The organism is Mesobacillus thioparans (genome assembly GCF_965138835.1).
In the GTDB taxonomy this organism is placed as follows: Bacteria; Bacillota; Bacilli; order Bacillales; family Cytobacillaceae; genus Mesobacillus; species Mesobacillus thioparans.
The window spans coordinates 807348-824131 of record NZ_CBCSFH010000001.1 but is presented as its reverse complement, the minus strand read 5'-3'; the positions used below and the strand labels follow the sequence as shown (position 1 = coordinate 824131).

At 43.2% G+C, this 16784-nt stretch carries 17 protein-coding genes and 1 riboswitch; of the genes, 14 read left to right on the top strand and 3 right to left on the bottom strand.

What is annotated here, in order from left to right:
* The first annotated feature begins 215 nt into the window (after positions 1 to 215).
* Together ACNAZ4_RS04155 and ACNAZ4_RS04150 are read left to right on the top strand one after the other, a co-directional pair.
* Positions 216 to 1334, top strand: a complete 1119-nt coding sequence (locus ACNAZ4_RS04155) for a GAF domain-containing sensor histidine kinase (RefSeq protein WP_415812904.1) — start codon at positions 216 to 218, stop codon at positions 1332 to 1334.
* A gap of 15 nt (positions 1335 to 1349) precedes the next feature.
* On the top strand, positions 1350 to 2009 hold the full coding sequence (locus ACNAZ4_RS04150) for a response regulator (RefSeq protein ID WP_415812903.1): 660 nt from the start codon (positions 1350 to 1352) through the stop codon (positions 2007 to 2009).
* Positions 2010 to 2099: 90 nt separating this feature from the next.
* On the opposite strand, the gene ACNAZ4_RS04145 is transcribed toward ACNAZ4_RS04150, so the two are convergent.
* Positions 2100 to 2354, bottom strand: a complete 255-nt coding sequence (locus ACNAZ4_RS04145; protein ID WP_415812902.1) for a YhdB family protein — start codon at positions 2352 to 2354, stop codon at positions 2100 to 2102.
* A 173-nt stretch (positions 2355 to 2527) separates the two neighbouring features.
* Here ACNAZ4_RS04145 and ACNAZ4_RS04140 point away from each other — a divergent pair, with 173 nt between their 5' ends.
* The 3 genes from ACNAZ4_RS04140 (at position 2528) to ACNAZ4_RS04130 (ending at position 5414) form a co-directional block, all read left to right on the top strand.
* Positions 2528 to 2851: a DUF3889 domain-containing protein gene (locus ACNAZ4_RS04140; RefSeq protein ID WP_415812901.1), complete on the top strand. Its 324-nt coding sequence runs from the start codon at positions 2528 to 2530 to the stop codon at positions 2849 to 2851.
* Between the two features lie 68 nt (positions 2852 to 2919).
* Entirely contained in the window at positions 2920 to 4332 is a 1413-nt protein-coding gene (locus ACNAZ4_RS04135) for a SpoVR family protein (RefSeq protein WP_415812900.1), read from the top strand.
* Positions 4333 to 4490: 158 nt separating this feature from the next.
* Complete coding sequence (locus ACNAZ4_RS04130; RefSeq protein WP_415812899.1) at positions 4491 to 5414, top strand: cation diffusion facilitator family transporter; 924 nt, start codon at positions 4491 to 4493, stop codon at positions 5412 to 5414.
* A 104-nt stretch (positions 5415 to 5518) separates the two neighbouring features.
* Here ACNAZ4_RS04130 and ACNAZ4_RS04125 read toward each other — a convergent pair whose 3' ends face one another.
* Positions 5519 to 5782 (bottom strand): ArsR/SmtB family transcription factor, encoded by a 264-nt coding sequence (locus tag ACNAZ4_RS04125; protein ID WP_415813012.1) that lies wholly within the window; start codon positions 5780 to 5782, stop codon positions 5519 to 5521.
* 257 nt (positions 5783 to 6039) lie between these two features.
* On the opposite strand from ACNAZ4_RS04125, the gene ACNAZ4_RS04120 reads away from it, so the two are divergent.
* Complete coding sequence (locus ACNAZ4_RS04120) at positions 6040 to 6408, top strand: YidH family protein (RefSeq protein WP_415812898.1); 369 nt, start codon at positions 6040 to 6042, stop codon at positions 6406 to 6408.
* 18 nt (positions 6409 to 6426) lie between these two features.
* On the opposite strand, the gene ACNAZ4_RS04115 is transcribed toward ACNAZ4_RS04120, so the two are convergent.
* Positions 6427 to 7080 carry a DUF3939 domain-containing protein gene (locus ACNAZ4_RS04115; protein ID WP_415812896.1) on the bottom strand — a complete coding sequence of 218 codons (654 nt, stop codon included), beginning with the start codon at positions 7078 to 7080 and terminating at the stop codon, positions 6427 to 6429.
* A 385-nt stretch (positions 7081 to 7465) separates the two neighbouring features.
* Between ACNAZ4_RS04115 and ACNAZ4_RS04110 the strand changes: the two genes are divergently transcribed.
* From ACNAZ4_RS04110 to ACNAZ4_RS04075, 8 genes are all read left to right on the top strand, one after another.
* A complete protein-coding gene (locus ACNAZ4_RS04110; protein WP_415812895.1) occupies positions 7466 to 9808 on the top strand; it encodes a sensor domain-containing protein in 2343 nt (780 codons plus the stop codon).
* 46 nt (positions 9809 to 9854) lie between these two features.
* Positions 9855 to 9953, top strand: a riboswitch (guanidine-I (ykkC/yxkD leader).
* 177 nt (positions 9954 to 10130) lie between these two features.
* Positions 10131 to 10454 carry a quaternary ammonium compound efflux SMR transporter SugE gene (gene sugE, locus ACNAZ4_RS04105; RefSeq protein WP_415812894.1) on the top strand — a complete coding sequence of 108 codons (324 nt, stop codon included), beginning with the start codon at positions 10131 to 10133 and terminating at the stop codon, positions 10452 to 10454.
* 120 nt (positions 10455 to 10574) lie between these two features.
* Positions 10575 to 10922 carry a PadR family transcriptional regulator gene (locus ACNAZ4_RS04100; RefSeq protein ID WP_415812893.1) on the top strand — a complete coding sequence of 116 codons (348 nt, stop codon included), beginning with the start codon at positions 10575 to 10577 and terminating at the stop codon, positions 10920 to 10922.
* Positions 10903 to 11544 carry an HAAS signaling domain-containing protein gene (locus ACNAZ4_RS04095; protein ID WP_415812892.1) on the top strand — a complete coding sequence of 214 codons (642 nt, stop codon included), beginning with the start codon at positions 10903 to 10905 and terminating at the stop codon, positions 11542 to 11544. The genes ACNAZ4_RS04100 and ACNAZ4_RS04095 overlap by 20 nt, the downstream gene beginning before the upstream one ends.
* 100 nt (positions 11545 to 11644) lie before the next feature.
* Positions 11645 to 13108: a DUF4153 domain-containing protein gene (locus ACNAZ4_RS04090; protein WP_415812891.1), complete on the top strand. Its 1464-nt coding sequence runs from the start codon at positions 11645 to 11647 to the stop codon at positions 13106 to 13108.
* A gap of 117 nt (positions 13109 to 13225) precedes the next feature.
* Positions 13226 to 13579 carry a hypothetical protein gene (locus ACNAZ4_RS04085; protein ID WP_415812890.1) on the top strand — a complete coding sequence of 118 codons (354 nt, stop codon included), beginning with the start codon at positions 13226 to 13228 and terminating at the stop codon, positions 13577 to 13579.
* A 241-nt stretch (positions 13580 to 13820) separates the two neighbouring features.
* Complete coding sequence (locus ACNAZ4_RS04080) at positions 13821 to 15614, top strand: TIGR04190 family B12-binding domain/radical SAM domain protein (RefSeq protein WP_415812889.1); 1794 nt, start codon at positions 13821 to 13823, stop codon at positions 15612 to 15614.
* A 167-nt stretch (positions 15615 to 15781) separates the two neighbouring features.
* Entirely contained in the window at positions 15782 to 16738 is a 957-nt protein-coding gene (locus tag ACNAZ4_RS04075) for a cation diffusion facilitator family transporter (protein WP_415812888.1), read from the top strand.
* Positions 16739 to 16784 lie beyond the last annotated feature (46 nt).

The window sequence follows — 16784 nt, the reverse complement described above, 5'->3', positions numbered from 1 at the left end:
ACAGTCAATTGGCATAAGCATAGACATTTGAAGATCGAATAAATCTTCAAACATTCAGAATTAAAATATTGCTTAAAATAATTCCAATCCGAAGAGAGACAGTCTCTCTTCGGTTTTTTTTTCCTTTACGACTTTTGACCGAGAGACTATCAGACTTTTTTAGAAAGCGCAATTTTTCGAATAAAGATATAATAGATGGAAATGGGGGGATTTGCATGGCAGAAAATAATGCTGATTCCAATGTCAGCATTCTAAAGGAAATTGCAGAGTTGCTGAATGAGGGAACGGATCTTGACCGCGTCCTGTCAGAGGTGCTTAGGAGGCTTTTACATATTACCGGCTTGGAGACAGGCTGGATTTTTCTGATTGACGGACAGGTCGAATATCAACTGGCTGCAAAGTCCAAGCTGCCACCTGCATTATCCCAGAATGATTTCGGCCCCATGTGTGAGGGCGGCTGCTGGTGTGTGGACCGCTATCAGGATGGAAGATTGAATAAAGCGACGAATATCTTTGAATGTAAAAGGCTTGAGGATGCAATCAATAATAAAACGGGTGATACGAATGGCTTGACGCATCATGCGACCGTTCCATTGAGAGCTGGTGATGAGAAGTTCGGCGTCATGAATGTCGGCTCTCCACATAAGACACATTTTACACAAGAGGAGCTTGCCTTGCTGGAAGCAGTCGCATTCCAGATCGGTACTGCCATAAAAAGAATAAAACTTGCCCAGCAGGAGCAGGAACTGGCGCTGGCAGCTGAGCGAAACCGCTTGGCGAGGGACCTGCATGATTCTGTGAATCAGCTTCTTTTTTCTTTGAGTCTTACAGCAAGGGCTGGCATTGAAATGGCAGGAACACGGGAACTGAAAGACACTTTTTCCTACATACAGGACCTTGCCCAGGAAGCGCAGGGGGAGATGAGGGCGCTGATCTGGCAATTGCGTCCCCGCGGCCTTGAGAACGGAATCATTTGCGCGCTTGCCGGCTATGCGGAGATGCTGGATTTACAGCTGGACACAAAAGTGACAGGTGTTGCAAGCCTGCCTGGAAAAGTGGAAGAAGCACTTTGGAGGATTGGGCAGGAAGCTTTGGCTAACTGCAAAAAGCATGCTGGGACGAATATGGTTGGATTTTCGCTTGATACGACGAGTGACCAGGTAGAAATGAAGATACAGGATGAAGGCTGCGGTTTTAATTTTTACCGTGAAAAAGAGCTTCCGTCACTCGGTTTGAAAAGTATGCAAACACGTGCTTCGTCACTTGGGGGGATGGTTGATATCAAAAGTAAACATGGGGAAGGAACCTTGATTACCGTAAGGATCCCCATTTAAAAGGAGGAACACGGAATGGCGATTAAAGTCCTGATTGCGGATGACCATCATGTTGTCAGGAGGGGATTGGCTTTCTTCCTGAGGACACAAGAACAGCTTGAAATCGTTGGGGAAGCAAGCAATGGCAAGGAAGCGGTTGAGCTCGCGGACACGCTGAAACCCGATATGATTTTAATGGATTTAATCATGCCGGAGATGAACGGCATTGAAGCGACGAAAATCATCAAAGCAAAAAGTCCCGAAATCAAAATCATGATGCTGACTAGCTATTCAGATCAAGAGCATGTCATACCAGCCATTGAAGCGGGAGCATCCGGGTATCAGCTGAAGGATATCCAGCCGGATGAACTTGTCAGGTCGATCATAAGGATCATGGAAGGAGAAAACCAGCTGCATCCAAAAGCAACGTCACTCGTCTTAAAGCATCTTTCCGGAAACAGCCGCTCTGTCAGAAGACCGATTGATGAGCTGACTAAACGGGAGCTTGAAGTGCTAAAGGAAATTGCCAGCGGAAAAAGCAATAAAGAGATCGCGGCTGCCTTGTTTATTACAGAAAAGACCGTCAAGACCCATGTTTCTAATGTCCTGGCAAAATTGGAGCTGGCAGACAGGACCCAGGCAGCTCTGTATGCAGTCCGTAACCGCCTTGTGGATCAGGAGCCCCCTTCGGCTTAACAGAAAATTCCTGGGTGAAAACAGCATAAAAGAGAACAAACACGGCACCTTAATAGAGGTGGCCGTGTTATTTTTTGGTGGAATTCTCGGTTAAATCAAGCCGGTTACAGCGGTTTCCAGGCAGTCATCGCCGGCGGCTTTGTTTGCGTGGTCGATGTATCTAAGCAGTGAATACAGGCTTCTTTCAATGACAGTGTAATCTTTTTCAAAGTTGTAAGCGTGGAGAAAATGTTCAATCTTTTTTGCCAGGAATTGATCCTCGGTCCTGACCATCAAAATGAGCAGGTTATCCCATTGGGACCGGTGCGTGTAATATAATGCGCGGTCATAATCCGTTTTGTTCATTGTCAATCCTCCTTATGAGGAGTTGATAATATTATATGGATTTGTGTCGGGAACTTCCTCAGAAAATGTTGGACAACCTTGTTTACTGGGATTTTTAATATTTACCTGTATATCCGGCAAATTAAATGAACCGTGGATGAACAAGAATGTGAAGAGTGAAAAGGAGTGTTTTTATGAAGAAATTTGTTGTCTCGATGGCGATAATCATGCTTCTATCAGCGGGATTCCTGAGTATCGGCACTAATGCGCAAAGACCTGATTATGAAAAGTATGGCCGGATCGCAACCGCAGTGATCAAAGAGGATTTCCCTGGTGAGGAGGTACAGGATTATAAGTACATGGGCCGGAAACAAATTGATGATCAGCAGGTGCTCGACTCCTTTCAGTACAAAGTCAATGTCAATGGGAAACCTGTCTTCATGACGGTGCAAATCACACATGATTTGAAAAATGACCGATTGGTAAGCCTTAGCGTTACTGAACAACCGCAACAGTAAAGTTTTTAACCTGTTCATCTTTCTCCTTTTTTTCTCATACATTGTTGTAAGAGCTGAAAGGGGGAGAGATGGTGTCGGAAGAGCAGAAGTCACTTGAATATGCCATTTCTGAAATTACTGAAATAGCCAGGGGATTTGGGCTGGATTTTTATCCGATGCGATATGAAATTTGTCCTGCCGAGATCATTTATACATTTGGGGCATACGGGATGCCAACAAGGTTTTCCCATTGGAGTTTCGGAAAACAGTTTCATAAAATGAAGCTTCATTATGACCTGGGCCTGTCGAAGATTTATGAACTGGTGATCAATTCGAATCCTTGTTATGCTTTCCTGCTTGATTCAAATTCGCTGATCCAGAATAAGCTGATTGTTGCCCATGTCCTCGCACACTGCGATTTTTTCAAAAATAATGTCCGTTTCCAGAATACGAAAAGGGACATGGTTGAAAGCATGGCTGCAACTGCGGAAAGGATCCGCCAATATGAAATCGACCATGGGAAACAGGCGGTCGAGTCATTCCTCGATGCGGTTTTAGCGATTGAAGAGCATATCGATCCTTCCTTGATGAGGCCAAAGCTCTCATGGTCAGCGGAAGATGATGAAGATGATGATGAGCCATTAACAGCAGCCAGTCCATATGATGATCTTTGGAATCTTGATACAAGTAATGCGAAACCTAAAGAAACGAATAAGAAAAAGAAATTCCCGCCAAGGCCAGAAAAAGATCTACTCTTGTTCATCGAAAGCTACAGCCGGGAGCTGGAGGATTGGCAGCGGGATATCCTGACGATGATGCGGGAGGAAATGCTTTATTTCTGGCCGCAGCTGGAGACGAAAATCATGAACGAAGGTTGGGCATCTTACTGGCACCAGCGGATTTTACGTGAGATGGACCTGACCAGCGGCGAGTCGATCGAGTTCGCCAAATTGAATGCGGGTGTCGTCCAGCCGTCAAAGACAGGAATCAATCCATACTATCTGGGCATCAAAATTTTTGAAGATATCGAAGAGCGGTATGATAATCCGACTGAGGAGATGAAACGCCGAGGTGTCAAACCAGGTTCAGGCAGGGAAAAAATGTTCGAAGTCAGGGAGATTGAATCGGATATTTCATTTTTACGCAATTATCTGACCAAGGATCTGGTCATGCGAGAGGATATGTACCTTTTCCAAAAACAGGGTAGGGAGTACAAGGTCGTGGACAAAGCCTGGGAGCAGGTCCGTGACCAGCTTGTAAGCATGAGGGTGAATGGCGGGTTTCCTTATCTGACTGTGACAGATGGCGATTACCTTAAAAACGGGGAGCTATATATCACGCACGGCTTTGAAGGGATTGAACTGGATATAAAGTACCTTGAAAAAGTCCTCCCATATATCCATCAGCTTTGGGGCAGGAAGTGCCATATCGAAACGATGGTCGAGGGCAGGGCAATGCTTTATACGTATGATGGCAAAGGAGTCCACCGCAAATATTTATAAGGCCCGGACAAAACCGCTGATTATCAGCGGTTTTTTATGTGTGAAAAACATAATAATAAGGTAAATAAAATAGACGAGCTTTTAATTGAACCATTTTCACAAATACGTCATAATAATATATATGAGCATATATTCATATATAAAAAGGGGGCTATCCAATGGGTCATAATCATTCACACGGCCACAGCCATGGTCATGGCCATAGTCATACAAACAATAAAAAGGCATTATTCTGGTCTTTCCTTTTAATCTCAGCTTTTATGATTGTAGAGGTCGTCGGAGGCGTTCTCACAAACAGTCTTGCACTTCTCTCCGATGCCGGACATATGCTTTCTGATGCGGCTGCACTTGGGCTGAGTTTGTTCGCGATGAAGCTTGGCGAAAAAAAAGCAACTCACGCCAAGACATACGGATTCAAACGCTTCGAAATTATCGCGGCGGCCCTTAATGGCCTGACTTTGATCATCATTTCGGTATATATCTTTGTAGAAGCCTATCATCGCCTCGCGGATCCACCAGAAGTACAGAGTCTTGGAATGCTGACCATTTCGGTCATTGGCTTGGTGGTCAATATTATCGCAGCCTGGATTTTAATGCGCGGTGACAAAGAGGAGAATCTGAACGTCAGGAGTGCTTTTCTTCATGTCATAGGCGATATGCTGGGTTCGGTTGGAGCAATCATTGCAGCGCTGCTTATCTACTTTTTTGGCTGGGGCCTGGCGGACCCGATTGCAAGTGTCGCAGTGGCAATCCTGATCATCATCAGCGGCTGGAGAGTTACGAAGGATAGCTTCCACGTCTTGATGGAAGGCACACCTGAACAGATTAAACTGCAGGAAGTGAAAGAGGAAATCATGAAGATTCCAGAAGTGAAAGATGTGCACGACGTCCATGTTTGGTCGATCACATCAGGAGTGTTCATGCTTAGCGGCCATATTGCCGTCGAAGGGGAAGGAGCACATGACCGTGTCCTGCGAGCTGCGCAGAAACTGTTGCATGACCGTTTTGCTATCGACCATAGTACGCTCCAGGTCGAAGCGGAGGAACACGGATGCCCGTGTGCACATGGGCCTTGTAATTGACATAGGAAAGCTCGGATCGCTGCATACTGAATCAAAGATCTTTTTTGATAAGGGTACAAGGATCGTGACAAGCTTTATCAAAAAGCATGCCAGCCAATTCAGCATCAGTGATGGCTGGCATGTTCTATGCTTTGCCGCAGCAGGTCAATGACATGTTCGTCATCATGGGTGTAATAAAGGGTTGTGCCCTCTCTCCTGAATTTGACGAGCCTGAGGTTTTTTAAAAAGCGCAATTGATGTGATACGGTTGATTGCAGCAACGACAGTTTTTCGGCGATTTCGTTGACAGAATGTTCTCCCTGGAACAGCAGGTGAAGAATCCTCAGCCGGGTCGGGTCTGAAAGCGCCTTGAAGGTTTGTGTTACCATGAATAAGGTTTCCTCATCCAATTCAGCAGCTTCCTTTTTCTTTTCTTTCAATCTCATCAGCCTCCCGCTTTCATTATACCTCATCGCTTGCCTGGTGGTAGCACGGCAGTGAAATCTGCCTGTTGAACCTTAATGAATAACTGTTCCCATTCACGAGGAAAGATAAGACAGGCAGAAAAGCAGTTGAGCATATAAAGGGGAAGCGAGACCATCACGTGATAAAATTTAGATGATATGAGTTGAAAGAGGGGATTGGAATGGAAGAGAACAAAACACTTGAATCCAGGTATATCCAGCAGCATCTTGCGAACGAAAGAACCTATCTAGCCTGGGTCAGGACATCCATTGCCATTGTTGGTATTGGTTTTTTAGCGTCAAGCCTCCATTTTAATAATATCAAGTCAGTGAGCCAGCTTGCCGACACGATCGCTGTATTTGTCAGCATTTTTTCCCTGCTGATCGGGCTTACCATCCTGTTCCTTGCGACCATTCATTATTTTTCAGTGCAAAAAAATATAAACAGCCAAACCTTCGCGTCGGCAAATAGTCTGATAAAAGTTTCAACAGCCATTATCTTCTTTATTTTCATTTTGCTTGGATTGTATTTAATATCCATTTTATTTTAATTATGAACCTTATTATTGTTAGATCATTGTGCTGTTTTTCTTTGGTTTTTTATGCGTGACAAGACCATCGTAATTGGTGATATACAGATCGATTTCTGGCTGGGTATCAAGACAATGAGATTTCAACAGCTGATAATAATTCACCTTGTTCGAAGGATCATATGGCAGCACCGGGTACTCCTTGTAGTCCTTCACATATTGATCGACTGCTCTTTGGACTTTATCGATTGCTATCGCAAGATCCTTTTCATCCTCGGAAAAAATATCGTAGGTTTCCTTTGACATGTAAAACCTTTGTGATGGGATCCCTTTCAGAATGGGAGCTAGCTGTTCCATATCAATGCTGTTATCATCCTTAGCAAGAATCGTTCGGTATACACCTTTTGGCAGTTGGTCAGAGTAGGTCCTGACTGCCTGTCTAATTTCTTCCACGCTGGTTTCTATGGTTGGCCAGGACTCTTTTGTTTCGTCACTGCCCTGCTTTCTCCTGAGTGCAAACGAAATTTGTACCAGTCCGGCAATTGTACCCATAATTGTGAATAAAGGATACAAGTTAGCCAAAAGGTCAAAAAGATAGCCGATTATTGGCCAGACGATGGCAGATAGAGCTTTCATGACACCTGTTCCATTGGACAAGGTTCCTCCTTCACCTCTTTTTTTTCCAGTTTTCATTTTTAACTCCTCCTTTCGAAAATCCGTGACTGCTTTTATGGTTGATGCGTTGCCTCCATTAGTTTCAGAGTACTTAAAGTTCCATGTTTTTAGCCGATAAATAGATATATGGAATATAGTTTTCATGGAAGAATTTGATGTGGATGATAGGGGCTGAACAATTGAAAAGAAAGATGTTCCTACTTTCATTATATAAAATATTGCCATCCAGTGGGATGTTCGGTTTGAAAATTTAGAAAATTATTCTTTTTCTTCCCTCACTTCATTGCCGTTTATTGTATAATATTGAAAAAGGTTTGTACTTTTATCCGGATATTGTCGTCCGCACTAAATTAACCTGCTTTAAATAAAGACAGAAACGAGGGGCAGGATGGAGATTCCCCATATGTATATATTTGACATAAAAACAATAGCTTTGACCGTGGTCTTTTTGGTCATTTCATCAATGATGGCTGTTGAATTCAGCAGGCAGGTCAAAAAAAATACGGAGAGAAAAAAACGAAGAATCGCTTTGTATTCAATGCTCCTTGCATTCACATTTTTGTTGACACATATTTTTGTGATCATTTCATCAGGCGTTCCCTTTTCTACGGGCAATTTCTATTCATTCTTGCTGCTGTTCTATGCGATTTGCTCGATAGGAGCATATGCAGCTTTCAGCCTGGCGCAAAGAGAGATCACCAATACGCCGCAGTACATATTGACCAGTTTACTGATTGCCTCGAGCATCATGATTGCAGAGTATACAGCCTTCTTTTTCATTTTCAGCGATGCGATTGAGATTCATTGGACTTTAACAGTATTAACGTCTTTAATGGTGTCAGTCACATCATTTTCGCTGCTCAGGTTCCTGATGCAGATTACAAATGAAGATATTTATGAGTTCATAAAAAAATATAAATATTGGGGTAGTGTCTCCGGGGGGATTGCACTGGGCGGCATCCCTTATATCGTCTTGTCTTCGATGTTGCCGATAACGGAAGGGGCAGGAATCCAATCATTTTTGGCTCCATTCATTTATATGGCCCTGGCTAATTTATTTTTTATGCTCGTCCCAGATCTTTTTGGCGAAAAATTGATCATGAAGAATGTCCAATCCCATTTATCTTTATTCAGCCACAATCCCGATTCGGTCTTCAGGGTCGATTTGGAGGGAAGTATTCGGAATGTGAACAAAGAGGCTGTTGAGCTGACAGGCTATACGGCGAATGAACTTACCGGACTCCATTTTATCGAGTTGATTGGGAGCAGCGAAGAAGGAAAGAAAATCAGAAAATATTACAGGAAGGTGCTGAGCGGTGAGACAAAGGTGATTGAAACCACCTTGAAAAAAGCGGATGCGACCTTCGCAGAAGTGAGGATCACCGCTGTCAGGATCATCGTGAAAAATACGACTGTCGGTGTTTTTGGAATTGTCAGGGACATTACGGAACAGAAAAAGGCGGATAGATTGATTGAGTATCTTGCCTACCATGATGAACTGACGAATTTGCCGAACAGGCGCAATTTAGAGAAAGTGATGGCCAGGTTATTCATTAAGGATGAAACTTTTTCGTTGATTTACCTTGATTTTGACCGTTTTAAAAGGATCAATGATACGTTTGGCCACTCGTTCGGGGATAAGATTCTCGTGCAGATCGGCAGGGAACTTGAAAAGGTGATACCAGAGAGCTGCCTGGTTGCGAGAATTGGCGGAGATGAATTCGCTATTCTTGTGACGGAAGGGAATAAGCCGGAAGTAGTCGCAGCAGATGTTGTCAAGGCCTTCCAGACCCCGCTATATGCTGGAGGAATGGAGTTCCTGATTACGGCAAGTCTTGGGATTGCCCATTTTCCGGATGATACTAACGATCTTGAACTGCTCCTGAAGTATGCGGATATGGCTATGTATAAAGCAAAAGAAAACGGAACGAATAATTTCCAGTTTTTTGATGAGAGTATGGCTGACCAGGATGTCAACAAGTTTGAGCTGGAGAATGACTTGCGCAATGCGATCAATAATGATTCGCTTACCGTTTTCTATCAGCCAAAGTACAATTCGAACACGAATGAAATAACCGGGGCTGAAGCATTAGCGAGGTGGAAGCATCCTCGACATGGAATGATCCCTCCTGGAGTGTTCATCCCGATTGCCGAGGAGGCAAATTTGATCGTTCCGCTCGAAAGGATGATTATCAGGCAGGTGTTCAGGCAGCTTGTCGCCTGGAAAGAGCAGAAGTACGAGGTTCCGCGGACATCGATCAATATCTCGATCATCCATTTTTATCAGGAGGATTTCGTGAAATTCATGCAGAAATCGCTCAATGAGTATGATTTAGTGGGGGAATTGATCGAAATCGAGGTCACTGAAAGCATCATGATCAAGAAGGAAGACAGCATCAATGAACAGCTTCAGGCCCTCAGGGAAATTGGGATTGAAGTGAGCATCGATGACTTTGGCACAGGGTACAGCTCATTGAGCTATCTGAGCAAGCTTTCAGTCGACCGTCTGAAAATCGATCAAAGCTTCGTTTCCCATTCCCAGGAAAACCGCGAAATTATTTCAACAATCGTTTCCATGGCAACGAACCTTAAATTGAAGGTCATTGCCGAGGGTGTGGAGACAGAATCACAGATCGATTTGCTCAAATCACTGGGCTGCCAGGAAGTCCAGGGCTATTATTATTCGCCGCCTTTGCCATCGAATGAATATGAAACGATGATGAACAGGGAGTTCCTGGCGAATTAGAGGATTCTTTTGACTGTTCATTTCACATGTGATACTATTCCTAATATGAAAAGTCTTCTAGGGTTCCGCAGCAGCATTGCTGGCCTGGTCCGAGAGAGGACGCACAGGGTACCTGTGTACACGGAGGGACAAAAACCCGGGAGATATCGAATGATATCTCCCGGGTTTTTTAATGAAGGCATATTTCACTTTGATTGCTGCTTTACCCAGATACAACCTAATCGGATGGGGAAAACTATTCATATTAACCCAGGAGCAGTTTTATCTTAGGCGTTAACGCAACAAAATTTATGAAAAGAGCCTTATGAAAGGAGAGATCATTATGGCTTGGATTTTTTTGGTGATAGCTGGCATATTTGAAGTGGTATGGGCAATTGGCCTGAAATATACAGAAGGATTTACCAAAGTCGTTCCGTCAGTAATTACAGTGATAGGGATGGCAATAAGCTTTTATTTTTTATCCATGGCAGTCAAGACCTTGCCGATAGGAACAGCTTATGCCATCTGGACAGGAATTGGCGCAGCAGGTGCCGTCATCCTGGGAATCATTTTGTTTGGGGAACCACGAAACTTTTTAAGGCTGATGTTTGTCGCCTTCATTTTAATCGGGATCATTGGCCTGAAGGCAACATCCGGGAGCAATTGATCATGCAAAAAGCAGGCTGGCATTTCATGCAGTCTGTTTTTTTTGAATGTGTATTTGCAAATTTCACCAATTTATATTATGATGCCGATAGGTACCTTTTATTACTAGGTAGGTGATAGGATGTTTAATCGTGAACTTTTAAAAGGGAGCACATCCCTGGTGCTGCTTCAGCTGCTTAATGAACGGGATATGTATGGTTATGAGCTCGTGAAAGAATTGGATAAGAGGAGTGACCATAGTCTGCAGGTAAAAGAGGGGACTCTTTATCCAGCACTGCATAAACTTGAAAAGCAGGAGTACATTGAATTCTATTGGCAGGAGCAGGAAAAAGGTCCGGCAAGGAAGTATTACCGCATTACGAATGAGGGCAGAGCAGTCCTTATAGAGAAAACGGAAGAGTGGCAGCATTTCGTCAATGTCATGAACAAAGTGATCAGGAGAACAAAAAATGATCCAGTTAAAGACTGAATTCCTCGCAGAGCTTGACAGGCACTTAGGGAAGCATGCAGACAAAGACCAAATTTTAACGGAATACGATATCCATATCACAGAGATGCTGGAGGACTTAAGTGACACTCAAAGGGGAGGGGAAGAAGTAATCTCGGAACTTTATTCAAGACTGGGAACTCCTCAAGAAATTGCAGCAAGCTGGCGTGAAGAATTAGCGATGACACCAATGAAAACTCAATGGGTTTTCATTAGTGCTAATCTGCTTTTCTTTGTTGGAGGCATCATACTGACCCTGGTACATAATCTTTTCGAGTTCTCTTTCATTGACATGGCATGGCAAAACCTAACTTCTATACCTGCCGTGATCATCTTTCTATATCTCTTCTTTTGGGCGCTGCTTGGGTATGAGATTGGCAAAGGATTTGGCCATAAGGGGAGAAGATTGATGAAAAAAACGTTTATCCTGTCTATCCTGCCGAATCTAATTCTTATGAACCTGACATTGCTTAAGCTGATACCGCATGATTGGTTCCAGCCGCTGCTGAGCCCGGCATTCATTGTTATTTGTATTCTTTTTACAGCGTTATTGTATCCGGTTTGTTGGATTGGATATAGATGGGGGAAAAAGGCTTCCATCTAATTTTTTTGATTCACTACATAGTATTTCTATGTATATAGAATTATAAGGTTGTATTTTTTTGATTACATACCTAGTTATTCTAGGCGAAAGGAAGAATAAAATGGAATTGAATTTTAAAAAAGGAGACTGGATTTTTTTTCTGGTCTGTCTTGCTCTGGGAATCCTGGCTGAAAGGTCTTTCCTGCATGGAAACATTGGCTTGTCCTATCCAGTGTTCATCACGGTTTTTTATGGAGTGTTTTTCTGGAGGTATCGTTCATTTACCTTTACAAATAAAAAACTTGGCCTTTTAATGATTGTTTCAATTTGGATGCTGTCCTCGAGCTTTTTCCTGCATTCGAATATGATTTTATATATCTTGAACTTTCTTGTGATTCCAGTTATGGTCATCATTCAATTGGTGCTTGTAACTTATCCGGTTCAGAATCAGTGGCACAGGTGGCCATTCGTCCAGAAGCTCTTTTTGACAGTCGGTGCAGCCATAGCCTATGTCTACAGGTTCTTAATGCATGTCGCTAAATTTTCTGTCAGAGGGCTTGAAGAAAAAAAGAGTGCAACGCTGCGAAAAGTATTGATTGGTGTGGGTATTTCATTACCGCTATTGTTTGTGATCGTCAACCTGCTAGTCTCTGCTGACCAGCAATTCGGAAACCTTCTAGGAGCTTTCCCTCGATGGCTTTTGGGATTGAAGATAGAAGAGGAAGTGGCGCGGACGGTTGCAGTCATCATTTATACATTGGCGATCTTTGGCCTGCTACAGGTGCTTAGGATTAAACAGCCGGTGCCTGCCGATGACCCGAAGCCAACTGGAAAAGTAGCATGGGATAGCGTGATCAGCTTGACAGTGCTCACTTTATTGAATATTGTTTACCTCCTATTTGTAGCAGTACAATTTCAATACTTTTTCGGTGAGACATTAAAGGCCGGATATACGTATGCTGAATTTGCCCGAAGAGGATTCTTTGAACTTCTTTTTGTAACGATGCTGAATTTATTGATCATTACTACGATTGTTTCTTATGTCGAAAAATCGTCTAAATTTATTACCCTGTTCATTCGCTCTCTTCTTTCCCTGCTCGTTACTTTCAGCGGAGTGATGCTGTATTCAGCATTTTTACGCCTGCTTATGTATGAAGAGGCGTATGGATTTACCTTTGCCAGGGTACTCGCCCATTCCTTCATGGTGTTCCTGCTCGTGGTTTTATGTTACTCCTTAATGAGGATTTGGATGGAAAGACTCTCGCTTGTTCGCTTTTACATCATAGCCGCAATCATTTTTTATACAGTAATCAACACAATCCAGCTTGACCAATATATTGTTGATCGCAATCTTGAGCGATACTCAGAAACTGGTAAGATCGACATTTATTATTTGAATTCGTTGTCTTATGAAGGCGTAGAGGGTCTTGTGGAGCTTTATAAGCTTAATCCGGGCCATCCAGGTCTTTCAGACTTGCTGCTGCAAAGGAAGCAAGAATTCCTGGATTCAGAAGAAAGTTGGAATTCAATCAATATCTCCAGGAGAAGCGCTGAAAAAGCAATCAAGGACCTGGAGATACAGTGATCTTGAAATGTGGCTAAAATCAAAACAAATGCCTGCTTTGTTACCAGTTTTGTAACATATCGATGTGACTAATGATGATAAAATAATCTTAAGCCAAATAAAGGGGAGCCATGTAAAGTGGAAGGATTATCTGAAGTCATTAACCTGATTAAAGGTATTGAGAGTTCAATTGACTCATTGCATAAAAGAGCTGAAAGCATGGAGAAAAGGCTCGAACGTCTAGAGAAAGTCGATAGTATTGAGCATCGTGTAACATCAAACCAGATCGATATAACAGATATAAAAGACGCTCTTGAAAGAATGGAAGAAATGCAAAGCGCCAAGATTGAAAATATGTTAAAAGAATTGCTGAGCAAGGCAGAAATCAAAAACAACTCAGAATTCACCACAATCCATAAACGCCTCGATTCACATCTGTTGAAGTTGGGAAGGGTCGAGGAAGAAATCCTGATGGTCCAGCAGGAAAAATAGATCTTGTAGAGATTGCCGATGGCAGTCTCTTTTTAATTTATATAGACCTCCACAAAACTTTCATAAATGTTCAAACCCTTGCCACGCGTGGGGTAAGTAGGAATTCCATACTTTTAAATGTTCAGTTGTTCACAAAAAATTTGCCTTTGCTGGTCTTGGACGAAGGATGCCGGAGTTATGATTAAGGTGTAATCAAACATGGTCTGTTACTTAATAGAGTCTATTTTTCGAGGTGAGTGCTTTGAAATACGATTTAGTCCTTCTCCATGCACCGAGTGTATATGATTTCCGGGAAAATGCATTGCTGGCTGGCCCAATCAGCGATGTCGTCCCATCATCTCCAGTATTTGAAATGTATCCGATTGGGCTGACAAGTATTGCCGAATATTTGGAGCGGCAGGGACTGCGTGTGAAAATCATCAATATCGCAAATCGGATGCTGATGGATGAAAGCTTCGATGTGGAAAAGAAGCTGAAAAAAATCAAGACACGTGCCTTTGGGATTGACCTGCACTGGCTGCCACATGCACATGGCAGCATCGAGCTTGCCAAGATTGTCAAAAATCTTCACCCTCAGACCCCCATCGTTTTTGGCGGACTTTCTGCAACCTATTACCATAAGGAATTAATAGAATATCCATTCATTGATTTTGTCATGAGAGGCGATTCTACGGAAAAATTGATGCTGCTGTTGATTAAGTATTTGAAATACGGCACCCATCAGCTTGGCGGGATTCCCAACTTGACATGGAAGGATGGCGATACTCCGGTTTACAATCCACTGAGCCATGTTCCGGACAGTCTGGATGAATTTGATATACCCGGTTACCGGTATACAATCAAATCTGTGTTCAAGTATAAAAACTTCCTGGATCCGCTGCCGTACAATGGCTGGCTCCAATATCCAAACACAGCGATCCTCACAGCAAAGGGATGTACCCAGGGGTGCCTGATTTGCGGAGGCTCCAAGCAATCCTATAAGGATAATTGCAACCGGAAAGTGCTCGCCAAACGTTCCCCGGAGAAATTGATTGAGGATATTTTGTTCATTCAGCGCTTCAGCAGGGCGCCGATCTTCATCCTTCATGATATCCGCCAGGCAGGCAAAGAGTATGTCGATGAATTTTTTGAGCGCCTCAGTGAAATCAACCTTAAAAACGAACTGGTTTTTGAACTGTTCCAGTATGCCAATGAAGCGTTTTTTGAAAAAATCGAGAAGGCAGTGTCGAAGTACAGCATCGAATTGACCCTCGAAACTCATGATGAAAAGATCCGCCGTTTTAATGGGAAATTCAACTGCACGAATGCAAAAGTAATCGAAACGCTTCAGGCTGCATTGAAGCATAGCTGCAAAAAGATTGATATATTCTTCATGGTTGGCATTCCCCATCAGGATTACCAGAGTGCACTTGATAATGTTGATTTTTGCGAGGAAATCCAGAATGCCTGCGGCGATAAACGCTTATCATACTTTGTCGCCCCACTAGCGCCGTTCCTTGATCCGGCAAGCCCGGCTTTTGAAAACCCTGAGAAATACGGCTATAAGAAATTCTGCCACACCATCGAAGACCATAGGAAAGCAATCACCCAGCCTTCGTGGAAATACATGCTAAGCTTTGAAACTGATTATATGACCAGGGATGAAATAGTCCAGTCAACCTATGAATCTGCAAAAAAACTGAATGCATTCAAATTGAAACATGGCCTAGTCGACAAGAAGACGCATGATGAGGTCAATGAGAAAATAGCCAGGTCACTGGAGTATATCGAAAAAATCGATCAAATCGTTTCGCTGCCCGAAGCAGAAAAAAATCGCCAGCTTGCCCTGCTCAGCAAAGAAATGGAGGAGGTCAACAAGTACAGTATCTGCGGAAAGCATGAACTGAAATGGGAAGTCAAAAAGCACTATGCAAATATCTTCTCACTGACTGCAATCGGGCTTGAACTATTGGCAGAGGACATTGTAATCAATGTAAGGCAGCGATTCAACGCTTATAATAAACGAATCGCAGAAGCCTCAAAAAGCAGAACATGAACCACCTTTTAAAGCCGTCAGCTCATCCTGACGGCTTTTTATCTTCCCTGAAAAAAGGGAGTTCCGAACGATATCCTCAATCGGACGTGCATGAAAAATGTTTAAAATAGCTCCAAATGTGAAACATGTAAAAGAAATATCAACAGAAAGTGACTTTCGGATGGAGGATGTCATCAATGATAGAATTTTTAAAAAGAGGAAACAAGTCATCCGGAATTGCTGCGCTAGGGAATACGTTCCTTGCCATCATTAAAGGAGTTGCAGCGGTGATCAGCGGCAGTGGGACAATGATGGCGACGACTTTGCACTCGGTTGCGGATGCATTGAATCAATTATTCGTTTTCATCGGCAGTTCCATTTCAGAGAAGGAAGCAACCAGAAAATTTCCGACCGGATTTGGCAGGGTAGTGAATTTATTTGTCCTCATTGCCGTCATCATTATCTCAATCATGGCGTATGAAACGGTCATAAAAGGCTGGGAACTGATCCAGCACCCAAAAGCCTCTTCGAATATGTGGCTGAATATCCTGATCATGACAGTTTCTTTACTAGTAGATGGCAGCATACTGGTTAAGGCAATGAAGGAAATCTCTCATGAAACCAGAAGCGAAGCAAAAGGTTTCGGGATTGTGCCACATGCTTTTAAAAATGTTAGTCTTGCCTCACCGCCGACTAGACTCGTATTCTATGAGGATTTAATTGCTTCTTTTGGGGCGCTGGTCGCTTTGGCTTCTATCGTATTTGCTCATGTGACAGGATTTTATCTGCTCGATGGGATTGGAACCTTGATAATTGGCATCCTGCTGATCGGGATAGCCCTTAAAATCGGTTATGAAAATACCGTTGGGCTGATTGGTGTGGCTGCACCAAAGGTTGTTGAAAACCGCATTGCCCAGCTAATCCTGTCCGATCCCGATGTGGTCGACATCAATACCTTAAGGATTGTCCAGGAGGGCAGACAATACCATGTTGAGAGCTACCTCGAGCTTAGGAAAGGGCTGACGCTGGCTGATGCAGATGATATCAAGTTCAGGGTGAGGGACAATGTACTGGCAGACCCGGACGTTGACGATGTGATCATGGGAATCATTGAAGCAGATGATGTTCAGACGTGGAAAATGTAAATAGACGATGAAAACCCCGGTCAGAAAAAATCTGGCCGGGGTCTTT

What these genes read in the sequence shown, in the direction of transcription:
- ACNAZ4_RS04155 (WP_415812904.1), top strand. Translation starts at nt 216, where the DNA reads ATGGCAGAAAATAATGCTGATTCCAATGTCAGCATTCTAAAGGAAATT.
- ACNAZ4_RS04150 (WP_415812903.1), top strand. Translation starts at nt 1,350, where the DNA reads ATGGCGATTAAAGTCCTGATTGCGGATGACCATCATGTTGTCAGGAGG.
- ACNAZ4_RS04145 (WP_415812902.1), bottom strand. Translation starts at nt 2,354, where the DNA reads ATGAACAAAACGGATTATGACCGCGCATTATATTACACGCACCGGTCC.
- ACNAZ4_RS04140 (WP_415812901.1), top strand. Translation starts at nt 2,528, where the DNA reads ATGAAGAAATTTGTTGTCTCGATGGCGATAATCATGCTTCTATCAGCG.
- ACNAZ4_RS04135 (WP_415812900.1), top strand. Translation starts at nt 2,920, where the DNA reads ATGGTGTCGGAAGAGCAGAAGTCACTTGAATATGCCATTTCTGAAATT.
- ACNAZ4_RS04130 (WP_415812899.1), top strand. Translation starts at nt 4,491, where the DNA reads ATGGGTCATAATCATTCACACGGCCACAGCCATGGTCATGGCCATAGT.
- ACNAZ4_RS04125 (WP_415813012.1), bottom strand. Translation starts at nt 5,782, where the DNA reads ATGGTAACACAAACCTTCAAGGCGCTTTCAGACCCGACCCGGCTGAGG.
- ACNAZ4_RS04120 (WP_415812898.1), top strand. Translation starts at nt 6,040, where the DNA reads ATGGAAGAGAACAAAACACTTGAATCCAGGTATATCCAGCAGCATCTT.
- ACNAZ4_RS04115 (WP_415812896.1), bottom strand. Translation starts at nt 7,080, where the DNA reads ATGAAAACTGGAAAAAAAAGAGGTGAAGGAGGAACCTTGTCCAATGGA.
- ACNAZ4_RS04110 (WP_415812895.1), top strand. Translation starts at nt 7,466, where the DNA reads ATGTATATATTTGACATAAAAACAATAGCTTTGACCGTGGTCTTTTTG.
- sugE (WP_415812894.1), top strand. Translation starts at nt 10,131, where the DNA reads ATGGCTTGGATTTTTTTGGTGATAGCTGGCATATTTGAAGTGGTATGG.
- ACNAZ4_RS04100 (WP_415812893.1), top strand. Translation starts at nt 10,575, where the DNA reads ATGTTTAATCGTGAACTTTTAAAAGGGAGCACATCCCTGGTGCTGCTT.
- ACNAZ4_RS04095 (WP_415812892.1), top strand. Translation starts at nt 10,903, where the DNA reads ATGATCCAGTTAAAGACTGAATTCCTCGCAGAGCTTGACAGGCACTTA.
- ACNAZ4_RS04090 (WP_415812891.1), top strand. Translation starts at nt 11,645, where the DNA reads ATGGAATTGAATTTTAAAAAAGGAGACTGGATTTTTTTTCTGGTCTGT.
- ACNAZ4_RS04075 (WP_415812888.1), top strand. Translation starts at nt 15,782, where the DNA reads ATGTCATCAATGATAGAATTTTTAAAAAGAGGAAACAAGTCATCCGGA.